Annotated in this window: 11 protein-coding genes; 6 read left to right on the top strand and 5 right to left on the bottom strand. The window is 74.0% G+C overall.

All coding sequences use genetic code 11. From position 1 onward, the window contains the following. Window positions 1-129: 129 nt before the first annotated feature. The 5 genes from IE219_RS16900 (at window position 130) to IE219_RS16880 (ending at window position 6,128) form a co-directional block, all read left to right on the top strand. Window positions 130-1,200 (top strand): FecCD family ABC transporter permease, encoded by a 1,071-nt coding sequence (locus IE219_RS16900; protein ID WP_189978151.1) that lies wholly within the window; start codon window positions 130-132, stop codon window positions 1,198-1,200. After that, window positions 1,200-2,276 carry a FecCD family ABC transporter permease gene (locus tag IE219_RS16895; RefSeq protein WP_189978150.1) on the top strand — a complete coding sequence of 359 codons (1,077 nt, stop codon included), beginning with the start codon at window positions 1,200-1,202 and terminating at the stop codon, window positions 2,274-2,276. Before IE219_RS16900 ends, IE219_RS16895 begins: the two co-directional genes overlap by 1 nt. Further along, window positions 2,273-3,127, top strand: coding sequence for an ABC transporter ATP-binding protein (locus IE219_RS16890; protein ID WP_229849810.1), 855 nt, complete (start codon window positions 2,273-2,275; stop codon window positions 3,125-3,127). The genes IE219_RS16895 and IE219_RS16890 overlap by 4 nt, the downstream gene beginning before the upstream one ends. After that, on the top strand, window positions 3,124-4,164 hold the full coding sequence (locus IE219_RS16885) for an ABC transporter substrate-binding protein (protein WP_189978148.1): 1,041 nt from the start codon (window positions 3,124-3,126) through the stop codon (window positions 4,162-4,164). The genes IE219_RS16890 and IE219_RS16885 overlap by 4 nt, the downstream gene beginning before the upstream one ends. Window positions 4,165-4,292: 128 nt before the next feature. Beyond that, window positions 4,293-6,128, top strand: a complete 1,836-nt coding sequence (locus IE219_RS16880; protein WP_189978146.1) for a siderophore-interacting protein — start codon at window positions 4,293-4,295, stop codon at window positions 6,126-6,128. A gap of 98 nt (window positions 6,129-6,226) precedes the next feature. Here IE219_RS16880 and IE219_RS16875 read toward each other — a convergent pair whose 3' ends face one another. After that, on the bottom strand, window positions 6,227-7,264 hold the full coding sequence (locus IE219_RS16875; protein WP_189978144.1) for a winged helix DNA-binding protein: 1,038 nt from the start codon (window positions 7,262-7,264) through the stop codon (window positions 6,227-6,229). Between the two features lie 400 nt (window positions 7,265-7,664). On the opposite strand from IE219_RS16875, the gene IE219_RS16870 reads away from it, so the two are divergent. Beyond that, complete coding sequence (locus tag IE219_RS16870; RefSeq protein ID WP_189978142.1) at window positions 7,665-9,017, top strand: lysine N(6)-hydroxylase/L-ornithine N(5)-oxygenase family protein; 1,353 nt, start codon at window positions 7,665-7,667, stop codon at window positions 9,015-9,017. A gap of 121 nt (window positions 9,018-9,138) precedes the next feature. On the opposite strand, the gene IE219_RS16865 is transcribed toward IE219_RS16870, so the two are convergent. The 4 genes from IE219_RS16865 to argC form a co-directional block, all read right to left on the bottom strand. Next, on the bottom strand, window positions 9,139-10,335 hold the full coding sequence (locus IE219_RS16865) for an acetylornithine transaminase (protein ID WP_189978139.1): 1,197 nt from the start codon (window positions 10,333-10,335) through the stop codon (window positions 9,139-9,141). Beyond that, window positions 10,332-11,255, bottom strand: coding sequence for an acetylglutamate kinase (gene argB, locus IE219_RS16860; protein WP_189978137.1), 924 nt, complete (start codon window positions 11,253-11,255; stop codon window positions 10,332-10,334). The genes IE219_RS16865 and argB overlap by 4 nt, the downstream gene beginning before the upstream one ends. Beyond that, complete coding sequence (gene argJ, locus IE219_RS16855) at window positions 11,252-12,403, bottom strand: bifunctional glutamate N-acetyltransferase/amino-acid acetyltransferase ArgJ (RefSeq protein WP_189978135.1); 1,152 nt, start codon at window positions 12,401-12,403, stop codon at window positions 11,252-11,254. Before argJ ends, argB begins: the two co-directional genes overlap by 4 nt. Window positions 12,404-12,485: 82 nt before the next feature. Next, entirely contained in the window at window positions 12,486-13,526 is a 1,041-nt protein-coding gene (gene argC / locus IE219_RS16850) for an N-acetyl-gamma-glutamyl-phosphate reductase (protein ID WP_189978133.1), read from the bottom strand. Window positions 13,527-13,622 lie beyond the last annotated feature (96 nt).

Raw genomic sequence — 13,622 nt, 5'->3', positions numbered from 1 at the left:
CCCCCCGGGTGCGGGGGCCGGCCGGACGCCGACCCCTCGGTGTGATCGGTCGACCTCCGAGTGGGATCCCCGAAGGTTAGGCAAGGGTAACCTAAGTTGCTGTACGAGTGGTGAGAACAAGGACGACACATGACACAACCGCCCAGACCGGTGGTAAAGGGTCCGGAACCGGAACATCCCCCGGACATCCACCCGGTCCGCACCCGGGCCTCACGGGGGACGGCCGTCGCCGTCCTCGCCGTCCTCGCGGTCGCCGCGACCCTCGTCGCGGGCATCGGACTCGGCGCCCGCCCCCTCCCGCCCGGCGAGGTCGTCCACATCCTGCTCCACCCCGGGGAGCAGGCGTTCGACACCCACGTCCTGTGGACCGAACGCATCCCCCGCACCTTCCTCGGCCTCGCGGTCGGCGCGGCGCTCGGCGCCTCCGGTCTGATCATGCAGGCGCTCACCGCCAACCCCCTCGCGGACCCGGGCATCCTCGGCGTCGAACAGGGCGCCTCGATGTTCGTCGTCCTCGGCATCATGTTCCTCGGCGTCACCGACGCCGGCGGCTACTTCTGGCTCGCCCTCCTCGGCTCCTCCGTGGCCGCCACCCTTGTCTACCTCATCGGGACCCGTACCGACGCCGGAAGTTCGGCCGTCGGCCTCGTCCTCGCGGGCGTCGCCCTCGCGGCCGTGATGTCCTCCCTCATCACCCTCCTCGTCGTCCGCGACAAGGAGGCCTTCGCCCACCTCCGCTTCTGGTCGGTCGGCCAGCTCACCGGCCGCGCCGAGGTCCTGAGCCAGGTCATGCCCTTCGTGATCGTGGGCCTGCTCCTCGCCCTGCCGCTGGGCCGCACCCTCAACATCCTCGGCCTCGGCGACGAGACCGCCCGCGCCCTCGGCGTCCGGGTCGAACGGGCCCGCCTCACCGCCGCGGCCGTCGCCGTCCTGCTCTGCGCCGCCGCCACCGCCGCCGTCGGCCCCGTCGCCTTCGTCGGACTGGTCGCCGCGCACTGCGCCCGGCTCCTCGTCGGACCGGACCACCGCTGGTCCCTGCCGGTCTCCATGGCCGCCGGCGCCGTCCTCCTCACCGGCGCCGACACGGCCGGCCGGCTGGTCCTCGACCACGGCGAGGTCCAGGTGGGACTCATGACGGCCGTCGTCGGCACCCCCTTCTTCGTCTGGCTGGCCCGCCGCCGCGACCTGGTGCGGATGTGATGACCGCTCTCGACACCCGGTCCCCGCGGCCGGACTCCCCGACCACGCCCGCCGTCGTCGCGCACCTGCGCTCCGGCCGCCGCGTCCGCGACCGCCGCGCCGCCGTGACCGCCGCCGTGCTCGTCGTCGCGCTGCTCGGACTCACCGCCGCCTCCGTCCTGCTCGGCGGCATCGGCCGGCTCGACCCCGCCGACGTCCTTCCCGCCGCCCTCGGCATGAGGGACGGACTCGCCGACTACATGATCTTCCAGCTGCGGATGCCGAGGGCGCTCTCCGCGCTCCTCTCCGGAGCCCTCTTCGGCCTCGCCGGATCGCTCTACCAGCGGCTGATCCGCAACCCGCTCGCCACCCCCGACATCGTCGGCATCTCCGCCGGAGCCGGCGCCGGAGCCGCGACCGCCCTGCTCTACGCCCCCGCCGCCTTCACCCTCGGCGTCCCGGTCGCCGCCGTCATCGGCTCGTTCGTCCTCGTCGCCGCCGTCCAGGCGCTCAGCTGGCGCGGCGGGATCGACACGTACCGCCTCGTCCTCGTCGGCATCGGGCTCAGCGCGGTCTGCACCGCCTACACCAACTACCTGTTCACCGTGGCGAACCAGCAGACCATCGCCATCGCCATGCGCTGGACGGTCGGCAGCACCAGCGCCGCCGACTGGGACGGCGTCACCACCCTCGCCGTCGGCTTCGGCGCCTGCGCGCTCGCCGCGCTCTTCATCGGCCGCCCCCTCGCCACCCTCACCCTGGGCGACGAGTTCGCCTCCGGCCTCGGCACCCGGGTGACCGCTTCCCGCGTCGGCGTCCTGCTCCTCGGCGCCGCCGCCGCGGCCCTCGCCACCAGCGTCGTCGGCCCCATCGGCTTCGTCTCCCTGGTCAGCGGACCCATCGCCGTGCGCCTGGTGGGCACCGAACGCTCCACCCTCCTCGCCCCGGGCATCGGCGCCGTCATCGTGCTCGGCGCCGACGTCCTCGCCCAGCACGCCCCCCTGGTCAGCCCGGTGCCCACCGGCGTCCTCACCGCGCTGCTCGGCGCCCCCTACTTCGTCTGGCTGATCCTTCGACGCAGGCAGGGAGCCTCGTGACACACACCGTGACCCCGCAGACCGAGAGCCCCGAGGCCACCGCGCCCCACCAGCTCGAAGCCCGCGGCATCAGTGCCGGGTACGGGAAGACGCCCGTCATCGAGGACCTGTCCCTGCGGATCGAGAAGGGCCGGATCACCGCCCTCGTCGGCCCCAACGCCTGCGGCAAGTCCACGCTCCTCAAGTCCATCGCCCGACTGCTGCCCCTGGCCGCCGGATCGGTCCTCCTCGAGGGCGCCGACATCCACCGCCTGCCCACCCGCGAGGTGGCGCGCAGGCTCGGCGTCCTGCCGCAGTCTCCGGTCGCCCCCGAGAGCATCACCGTCGGGGACCTGGTCTGGCGCGGCCGCCACCCGCACCGCCAGTTCGGCCGGCGCCGCGACGAGCACGAGGACGTGATCATCGCCGAGGCGCTCAAGGCCACCGGCACCGCCGAGCTCGTCGACCGCCCCGTCGACCAGCTCTCCGGCGGCCAGCGCCAGCGCGTGTGGATCGCCCTCGCCCTCGCCCAGGACACCCCCACCCTGCTGCTCGACGAACCCACCACCTACCTGGACGTCGCGCACCAGATCGAGGTCATGGACCTCCTCGCCGACCTCAACGAACAGACGGGCAAGACCATCGTGCTCGTCTCCCACGACCTCAACCAGGCGGCCCTGTACGCCTCGACGATCGTCGCCCTGCGCGACGGCCGGATCATCCGGCAGGGCCCGCCCGAAGAGGTCCTCGACGAACGGACCGTGGCCGACGTCTTCGGCCTCAAGTGCGTCGTCGTACCCCACCCCTACACCGCCAGGCCGCAGATTTTCCCCCTCGGCCGCCGTCACCACCCGCAGGAGAACAGACCATGAACCGCCTTCCCGTACGGCGCTCCGCCGCCCGCACCCTGCTCGCCGCCGCGTGCGCCGTCCTCCTCGCCGGCTGCGGCGGCACGGACGACAAGGGCGGCGAGAAGCCGTCCGGCGGCGCGAGCACCGGCGCCGCCGAGGCCGCCTTCCCGGTCACGCTCCCCAACGCCTGGGGCAAGACGGAGGTCGAGAAGAAGCCGCTCAAGGTCGCCACCGTCTCCGACGGCGACACCGACATCGCCCTCGCCCTCGGCCTCGTCCCCGTCATCACCCCCGACGCCGAGGACGGCGGCCCCGTCCCCGAGTACAAGCAGCGCGCCATCACCAAGCTCGGCGTCGGCAAGCTCAAGACGTACGACGACACCGACGGCACCGACTACGAGGCCATCGCCGCCGAACAGCCGGACGTCATCCTCGGCATGAACACCTGGTCGATGGAGACCGACTACGCCAAGCTCGCGCCGATCGCCCCCGTCGTCACCTTCACCGACAAGGCGCACTCCGACACCCTCACCTGGCAGGAGCGCCTCAAGACCGCCGCCAAGGCGCTCGGCATGACCGCCGAGGCCGAGAAGGTCATCGCCGCCAACGAGAAGGCCACCGCCGACGCGGCCGCCGCGCACCCCGAGTTCAAGGGCAAGACGTACACCTACGCGGTCGTCCACCCCGAGCAGATCACCTTCATGTCCTACGCCGACCAGGACCCGGGCGTCTTCGAACAGCTCGGCTTCGAGAAGACGGCCAAGGCCAAGAGCTACAAGGCCGACAAGAACGCCGTCAGCCTGGAGAACCTGGACGAGCTGGAGGCCGACGTCCTCCTCATGACCTACCCCTTCGGCGACAACGGCCTGCTCAGCGCCAAGGAGCTGGAGACCAACAAGCTGTTCCAGTCCCTCAAGGTGGTCAAGGGCAAGCACTACGCGGTCATCCCCTCGGAGAACACCCTCTCCTCCGCCGTCGCCTACCCGGACGCCCTCAGCGCCCCCTGGGTCGTCGAGAAGCTGACGCCGATCCTCGCCTCCGCCGTCGCCGGGAAGTGACCCCCGCTCCCGCCCGGGAGCACCACCGCCACCCCTCCACGGGCCGGGCGGGCCGCGCCACCGGCCCGCCCGGCCCGCCCGTCCCTCCGCGGCGCCCGCCCGGCACCGCGCGCGAAGGAGCCGTACCCATGCCCACCCGCAGCCCCCGCCCGGTCGTCACCTTCCCCATCGTGCTGCGCGAACTGACCGTGCTGCGCGCCGAGAACCTCACCCCCGGCATGCGCCGCCTCACCCTCGGCGGCCCCCAGCTCGCCGCCTTCACCAAGGACGGCCTGGACCTGCCCGCCCTGCGCACCGAGGGCTTCGACGACCACGTGAAGTTCTTCTTCCCCGACGAGACCGGCCGCCTGGTCCTGCCCCGGCAGCGGGTGGGCAGCCTCGACTGGTCCGACGGTCGGCCCGTCGCCAAGGACTACACCCCCGTCTCCCACGACCCCGGGAAGGGCGAGATCGTCTTCGACTTCGTCCGCCACGAGGGCGGCGTCGCCTCGGCCTGGGCCGAGAGCGCCGCACCGGGCGACAGCGCCTGGATCGCCGGACCCAAGATGTCCCACGGCCATCCCGAGGGCGCCGACTGGCTCCTCGTGATCGGCGACGAGACCGCCCTGCCCGCCATCGGCCGCTGGCTCGCCGAGATGCCCGAGGGCACCAGGGCCCGCGTCTTCATCGAGATCGGCGACGACAGCCACCGCCAGGACCTGCCCACCAAGGCCGACGCCGAGATCGTCTGGCTCTCCAGGAACGGCGCCCCGGCCGGCACCACCGACCTCCTGGAGCGGGCCGTCCGCGCCGCCGACTGGCTGCCCGGCACCGTCTTCGCCTGGGTCGCCGGCGAGGCCGTCGCCCTCAAGGGCATCCGCCGCCACCTGGCGACCGAGCGCGACGTGCCGCGCGAGCACACCCACATCACGGGGTACTGGCGCCGCACCGCGCCCGCCGCCCCCGCCGAGGCGGTGGAGGAGGACGAGGACACCGCCCACGAGCGCCTCCACCGACTGACCGACCTGGCACCGCCCTACGCCATCCGCACCGCCGTCACCCTCGGCGTCTTCGACCTGGTCGACCGGGGCGTGCGCGACGCCGCCGGGATCGCCCGGAGCGCCGGGGCCCACCCGGCCACCCTCAAGGCCCTCCTGGACTACCTGGTGGGGATCGAGCTGCTCGCCACCGACGGCGAGGGCAACTACAGCCTCACCCCGATCAGCGAGGAGCTGGTCGAGGACGACCACTCGGCGGAGGAGTACCACCTGGAGGGCGCCGAGGCCGCGTTCGACGCCTCCCTCTCCGGTCTGCTGCACACCGTCCGCACCGGGAGGGCTGGCTACCGCACCCTCGCCGGGCGCACCCTGACCGAGGAGATGGCCCGGGAGTCCCGGATCGCCGACACCGCCCGCGCCGCCGTCGAGGACGAGGCCCGCTGGATCGCCCCCGGCGTGCTGGGCGCCCACGACTGGCCGTCCGTCACCGAGCTGACCGCCACCGGCCACGGCGTCGCGACCGTCGTCGAGGTCCTGGTCAGGGAGTTCCCGGAGCTGCGCGCGCGGATCGTCGCGATGCCCTCGGTGCTCCGGGTGCTGCGCGAGACGATCCTCGACCGGGAACTGCTGCCCAGGATCGGCCTGGTCGCCGGCTCCGGCACCGTACCGGCCGGCACCCGCACCCTGCTGATGTCGCGTCAGCTGGAGTGGCAGGACGACGAGGACGCGCTGCACACCCTCTCCGGGGCCGCCGCCTCGCTCGCGGCGGACGGCACCCTGCTCCTGGTCGAGCAGGTCGCGACCGGTGACCCCGAGGACGGGGAGGCGGTCCTGCGCCACCTGCGCCTCAAGTGCGCCTTCGGCTCCGGGGTGCGCGCCGCGGAGGAGATCGAGGACCTCGCCGGGCGCGCGGGGCTCGCGGTGCGCTCCCGCGCCGACATCGGCTGGGACCACCGCCTCTGGACCCTCGGCCGCTCCGGTTCCTGAGCCGCGCGGACGCCGGACGCGGACGGGCCCGGACGACCCTCCTAGGGGTCGTCCGGGCCCGTCCAGGCCGGGAAGGGGGGAACGGAGCCGTCGGGCCCTCAGCGGCCCCCGGCGGCGAAGTACTCCTCGGCGCGGGCCTCCCCGCCGCCCTCCGCACCGCTCCCGCCGCCGGTCTCGGGGCGGACGAGGCCGAGGACGACGCCGGGCCGGGGTTCGCCGTGGTCCGGCCCGGCGACGACGACCACGCCCTCGTCCCCGTTCCGCAGGACGAGGCCAGGCTCGCCGGTGTGGCGGCCGTGGGAGACCGACGCGGTGAGGACGCCGAGCCGCCGGCCGCCGTGGTGGGTGAAGGCGGTCGGGCACAGCGCGCGCCGGGCCCCGACGAAGCGGGCGATGTCCTCGGCCGGGCGCGTCCAGTCGATCCGGCCGTCCTCGTCGGAGCCGCCGGACAGGACCTCCACGTCCCGGGAGGGGTCGTGGACCACGCTGGCCGGGCTCGGTTCGAGGTGCCGGTGGACCCGGCGGAGCAGGGCGGCGAGCGTCTCGCGCTCCCGCGCGTCCAGCGGCGCCAGCACCTCGTCGTCGGCCGAGGCGATGTCCGCGTTGAGCCGGGCCAGGTAGGTCCGGCCCTCGGGGGTCGGACGGACCAGGACCCGGCGCCGGTTGGCGGGGTCCCGGGCGCAGTCCACGTGGCCGGTCCGCACCAGGTCGTTGACGATCTTCACCAGGTCGCTGGGGTTCATGTCGAGCCGCGCGGCGAGGACGGTCTTCATCTGCGGGCCCAGGTCGGCCACCAGGGCCAGGACGGTCAGGTGCCACAGGCGCAGGTTGTGGGCGGCCAGCCGCTCGGTGAGCCGGCGGCGGGCGGCCTTGCCGACGGCGTACATGAGGTACGCGTTGAGGTTCAGCACGCCGGGGGGCGTCATGCTCAGGCGGGGGGAGGTCTCGGCGCCGGACGCGGTCCTGGACCCGGCCGGCGGCGGGGGCGGGACGCCGTCCGGGAGGGTGAGGCCGGTGCCGGCCAGGGCCCGGAAGACCTGGGACCAGTCGGTGCCGGGCATGTTCGAGATGCCGACGACGGCGAAGGAGGCTCCGGAGGCGTCGTACGCGACGCCGGAGAGGGCGGGTTGTTCCACAGGGGGGTGTCCCTTGCTCGCGGTGCGAGTGAGGCGTCTCTGACCTACTCGTGTCATGGGAAGGCCCCGGAAGGGCCTTTCGGGGTGCGGTGACCTCGTGTCCGGTGGTCGAACACGACGATCCGCAGGGGGATTCCTCCGCGATAGGGTGAATGATCACCTAAAGTAAAGCAAGGCTTACCTAACAAGGCAAGCGCCTTGATTTCCGAGCGAGTTCACGGGGCGCGGATTCCGTGCTTCCGGTCGGGTTGGTCGACAGCTCGATCTGAATCAGGTTAGCCTTACCTAAGTTGCGACGTGATGGCGGTGGCATCCGACCGGGTGCCGCGTCCCTTTCTTTCCGCTCTTTCCCGACCCTTCCCGCGCCTCGCAGGCGGCAGTTCCGCACGATGGGAGTGACATGTCTCAGGGCCTTCCTGGCGACGCCCCTCTGGTCCACGACCTCATAGGCATCGGCTTCGGGCCGTCCAATGTGGCCATGGCGATAGCTCTGAGCGAGCACAACACCCGGGTCGGCAGGGAGGAGGCCGTCACCGCGCACTTCTTCGAACGCCAGCCGGACTTCGGCTGGCACCGGGGCATGCTGATCGACGACGCCACGATGCAGGTGTCCTTCCTCAAGGACCTGGTGACGCTGCGGAACCCGGCCAGCGAGTACAGCTTCCTCTGCTACCTCCAGAGCAGGGGCCGGCTGATCGACTTCGTCAACCACAAGAACCTCTTCCCGCTCCGCGTCGAGTTCCACGACTACTTCGAGTGGGCGGCGGCCAAGGTCGACGACATGGTCTCCTACGGCCACGAGGTCGTCTCCGTCGAACCCGTGGTGCGCGACGGGATCGTCGAACACCTCGACGTCACCGCCCGGTACGGCACCGGGACCGTGGTCCACCGCGCCCGGAACCTCGTGATCGGCACCGGCCTGAGCCCCCGGATGCCCGAGGGCGTCGAGCGGACCGGACGGGTCTGGCACACCTCCGAACTCCTCGCGAAGGCCGACACGCTCGACGGCACCGACCCCACCCGCTTCGTCGTCGTCGGCGCCGGACAGAGCGCGGCCGAGAACGTCGCCTACCTCCACCGCCGCTTCCCCGGCGCCGAGGTCTGCGCCGTCTTCTCCCGCTACGGCTACAGCCCGGCCGACGACAGCGGCTTCGCCAACCGCATCTTCGACCCGGCCGCCGTCGACGAGTACTTCACGGCCCCCGACGACGTGAAGCGCAAGCTGATGGAGTACCACGGCAACACCAACTACTCCGTCGTGGACATCGAGCTCATCGACGACCTGTACCGCCAGGCGTACCGGGAGAAGGTCCTCGGCGCCGAACGCCTGCGCTTCCTCAACGTCTCCCGCCTCACCGGGATCGAGGAGCACGACACCGGGGTCCGGGCCCGCGTCACCTCCCTGGTCACCGGCGAGGAGACCCTCCTCGACGCCGACGTCGTCGTCTACGCGACGGGCTACCGCCCCGCCGACCCCGGGGGAGTCCTCGGCCGGATCGCCGACCACTGCCGGCACGACGCGGAGGGCCGCCTCCTCGTCGGCCGCGACTACCGCCTGGCCACCGACCCCGAACTGCGCTGCGGCATCTACCTCCAGGGCGGCACCGAGCACACCCACGGCATCACGTCGTCCCTGCTCTCCAACACCGCCGTCCGGGTCGGCGAGATCCTGGACTCCGTCCTCGGCCACCGCCCGGCACCCGTCCCGGACACCCCCCGGCCGGTGGCCGACGGCATCGGCTCACCCCTCTAGAACAGCCGCCCCAGAACCGCCCCCCCCGGGAGGTTCTGGAGAACGCCGCGGCACACCGCGCGCCCCGGCCGCCCCGGTCACCCGCAGGTGACCGGGGCGGCCGGGGCGGCGTCGGTACGGCTCACGCGCCGTCGGCCGCCGAGGCGTCGAGGATGCCGGGCAGCGCCGCCACCAGCGCGTCGGCCCGGTCCTCCGGCAGGGTCAGGGCGGGCGCCAGCCGTACGACCCCGGGACCGGCCGTGGTCACCAGGAAGCCGGCGTCCTGGGCGGCCCGCCGGACCCGCTCGGCGACCGGCTCGGCGAGGACGACGCCCAACAGCAGCCCCCCGCCCCGCACCTCGCGGACCAGGGGGTGGCCGAGCGCCTCGACGCCGCGCCGCAGCCGCTCGCCGGTCCGCGCGGCGCGGTCGAGCAGTCCCTCCTTCTCCACGGTCTCCAGGACGGCCAGTCCGGCCGCGCAGGCGAGGGGGTTCCCGCCGAAGGTGGAGCCGTGCTGGCCGGGGGTCAGCAGCCCGGCGGCCGGCCCGAAGGCGACCGTGGCGCCGATCGGCAGCCCGCCGCCCAGCCCCTTGGCCAGAACGACCACATCGGGATCGATGCCGGGGTCCGCCTGATGCGCGAACCAGTGGCCGGTGCGGCCGATCCCGGTCTGCACCTCGTCGAGGACGAGGAGGGCGCCCGCGGTCCGGGTGATCTCACGGGCGGCGCGCAGATAGCCCGCGGGGGCGGGCCGAACGCCGCCCTCGCCCTGGACCGGTTCGAGCACCACGGCCGCCGTCCGCTCCGTGACGGCCGCCCGGAGCGCCGCCGCGTCGCCGAAGGGGACGTGCGTCACCTCGCCGGGCAGCGGCAGGAAGGGGGCCTGCTTGGCGGGCTGGCCGGTGAGGGCCAGCGCTCCCAGGGTCCGCCCGTGGAAGCCGCCCTCGGCCGCGACCAGATGGGGACGCCCGGTCCGCCGGGCGATCTTGACGGCGGTCTCGACCGCCTCGGCCCCCGAGTTCGAGAAGAAGACCCGGCCCGGCCGCCCCAGCAGGGACAGCAGCCGCTCCGCCAGCGCGACCGCGGGCTCCGAGACGAAGAGGTTCGACACGTGCCCGAGCCGGGCCGCCTGCTCGCGGACGGCCGCGACGAGCGCCGGGTGGGCGTGCCCGAGGGAGTTGACGGCGATTCCGCCGGTGAAGTCGGTGTACGCGCGCCCGGCCTCGTCCCACACCGTGCTGCCCTCGCCCCTGACGAGGGCCAGCGGGGGAGTGCCGTAGGTGTCCATCATCACCGCGCGCCACCGGTCGGTGAGCGGGGCCGTGCCGTCGGGGGTCATGCGTCGTCCTTCTTCCCGCCGGGCCGTCGCGGCCCGGCGCTCTCGTCCGGCACCACTGTCGTACCGGTTCCGTTCTCGGCCCGGACGCCGCGCAGCAGCGCGTGCGGCACCCGGCCGTCGACCACCTGGGCGCGGGCGACGCCCGCCCGGACGGCCCGCAGGCAGCCCTCCATCTTCGGCAGCATGCCGCTGGCGAGCCCGGGGAGCAGCGCGTCCAGTTCGGCGGCCGTCAGCCGCTCGATCACCTCGGTGCCGCGCGGCCAGTCGGCGTACAGCCCCGGGACGTCGGTGAGGACGACGAGCCGGGCGGCGCCGAGCGCGACCGCCAGGGCCGAGGCCGCGAGGTCGGCGTTGACGTTGTAGACCTGGCCGTCGTCGCCCCGGGCGGTCGGCGAGACGACCGGGACGCGGCCCTCCCGCAGCAGCGCCCGTACGGTCCCCGGCGCCACGGCCACGACCTCGCCCACCAGTCCGATGTCCACGAGCCGCCCGTCGACCTCGGCCCGGCGCCGGACGGCGGTCAGGGTGTGCGCGTCCTCGCCGGACAGGCCCACGGCGAGGGGGCCGTGGGCGTCGATCGCGCCGACCAGTTCGCGCTGGACGCTCCCCGTCAGCACCATCCGGACCACGTCGAGGGTCTCCGGCGTCGTCACCCGCAGACCGGCCTCGAAGCGGGTTCGCAGGCCCAGCCGGTCGAGCATGGAGCTGATCTGGGGGCCGCCGCCGTGCACCACGACCGGCTGCGCCCCGGCCTGACGCAGCGTCACGACGTCCTGGGCGAACGCCTCCAGGAGCGACGCGTCCACCATGGCGTTGCCGCCGAACTTCACGACGACCGTGCGGCCCCGCAACTCCTCGCGCCAGGACGCTGTTCCGGCCGGCCGCGCCGTCACCGTCTCCTTTGCCACTGTGCCGCTCATGAGCTGTAGGCGCTGTTCTCGTGGACGTACGCGGCGGTGAGGTCGTTGGTCCAGACGACCGCCGAGGCGTCACCGGCGCGCAGGTCGACCGTGACGGTGATCCGGCGGCCGGAGAGGACGGCCTTCTCGCGCGGTTCGCCCGCCGCGCCGTCCCGGCACACCCACACGCCGTTGATCGCCACGTCCAGCCGGTCGGGGTCGAAGACGGCGTCCGTGGTGCCGATCGCGGACAGCACCCGGCCCCAGTTGGGGTCCTCCCCGTGCAGCGCGCACTTGAGGAGACTGTTCCTGGCCACGGAGCGGCCGACGGTGACGGCGTCCCGCTCGGAGGCCGCGCCGGTCACCGTGATCTCGATCTCCTTGGACGCCCCCTCGGCGTCCGCGACCAGCTGGAGCGCCAGGTCGCGGCAGACGGTGTGCACGGCGTCGGTGAACTCCCCGGCGTCGGGCACCCGTCCGGAGGCGCCGGAGGCGAGGAGGAGGACGGTGTCGTTGGTGGACATGCAGCCGTCGGAGTCGACCCGGTCGAAGGTGGTGCGCACGGCGGCGCGCAGTGCGGAGTCGAGCAGCCCGGCGTCGGCGTCGGCGTCGGTGGTGAGGACGACGAGCATGGTGGCGAGGCCGGGGGCGAGCATGCCCGCGCCCTTGGCCATGCCGCCGACGGTCCAGCCGGACCGGGAGACCGCGGCGGTCTTGCGCACCGAGTCCGTCGTCCTGATGGCGGTGGCCGCGTCCGCGCCGCCGGCGGGCGACAGGGCGTCCGCGGCGGCGTCGATGCCGGCCGTGACGCGGTCCATGGGCAGGGGGACGCCGATCAGGCCGGTGGAGCAGACGGCGACCTCGCCGGGGTCCGCGCCCAGCGCCGCCGCCGTCCGCCCGGCCATGGCCAGGGCGTCGCGGTCGCCCGCGCGGCCCGTGCAGGCGTTGGCCCCGCCGGAGTTGAGGACGACGGCGGCGAGCCGTCCGCCGGCGAGCGCGCGCCGGGACCAGCGGACCGGCGCGGCCTGGACCCGGTTGGAGGTGAACACCCCGGCGGCGGCGCGGGACGGTCCCCGGTTCACCACCAGGGCGAGGTCGGGGTCGCCGGACTCCTTGATCCCGGCGGCCACGCCGCTCGCGAGGAATCCCTGGGCGGCGGTCACGGTCACAGTGCCCCTCCGTTCGCTTCTTCGCCCGCGCGGCGCGCGGGCGTGGGTCTCGTCGTGGCCGCGGCGGGGCGGCCGCCCCGGCTCACGGCGCCGTTCCGTTCACGGGCAGGCCCAGCCCCTCGGGGAGGCCGAGGGCGAGGTTCATGCACTGCACCGCGCCGCCGGCGGTGCCCTTGGTGAGGTTGTCGATGGCGCCGACGCAGACGAGGCGGCGGGCCGCGGGGTCCACGGCGATCTGCACCAGGGCGGTGTTGGAGCCGAGCACCGAGGCCGTGGAGGGCCACCGGCCGGGCGGGAGCAGCCGGACGAACGGCTCGTCCGCGTAGGCCGCTTCGAAGACCGCGCGGACCTCCTCCTCGCCGCCGTCGGCGGCCGTGCCGGGCCGGAGCCGGGCCGAGCAGGTGACGAGGATGCCGCGCGGCATGGGGGCCAGGGTCGGGGTGAAGGAGACGGTGACGCGCTCGCCGGCCGCCCGGGAGAGGTTCTGGACGAGTTCGGGGGTGTGCCGGTGGCCGCCGCCGACTCCGTACGGGGTCATGGAGCCCATCACCTCGGCGCCGAGCAGGTGGGGCCTGAGCGCCCGGCCGGCCCCGGAGGTGCCGCTGGCCGCGACGACGACGGCCTCGGGCTCCACCAGGCGGGCGGCATGGGCGGGGAAGAGCGCCAGGGTCGCCGCGGTCGGGAAGCAGCCGGGCACGGCGACACGGGTGGCGTTCCTCAGTTCGGCGCGGGCGCCCGGCAGTTCGGGGAGTCCGTACGGCCAGCTGCCCGCGTGCTCGGAGCCGTAGAACCGCCGCCAGTCGGCCGGGTCGCGCAGGCGGAAGTCGGCGCCGCAGTCGATGACGGGGGTGTGCGGCGGCAGGGCGTCGGCCAGGGCGGCCGACCGGCCGTGCGGCAGGGCGAGGAGGACGGCCTCGTGTCCGGCCAGGGTGTCCGCCGTGGTCTCCTCCAGGACCCGGTCGGCCAGGGAGGTCAGGTGGGGGTGGACCTCTCCGAGCGTCCGGCCCGCGCTGGTGCGGGCGGTGACGGCGCCGATCTCCACCCCGGGATGGGAGGCGAGCAGGCGCAGGATCTCTCCGCCGGCGTAGCCACTGGCTCCGGCCACGGCGACCCGTGGAGTCATGTTCGTCGGTCTCCTGTTGTCGGGGGGAACGCGGAGCGTCCGCACCTGTGGAAGCCCCAGAAGCTTCGAACTGAGGTAAGGCTAACCTTAGTTGCT

Origin of the sequence: Streptomyces termitum (assembly GCF_014650175.1) — a bacterium.
Taxonomy (GTDB): domain Bacteria; phylum Actinomycetota; class Actinomycetes; order Streptomycetales; family Streptomycetaceae; genus Streptomyces; species Streptomyces termitum.
The sequence above is the reverse complement of the archived record's forward strand: the minus strand, read 5'-3'. Positions and strand labels throughout refer to the sequence as shown.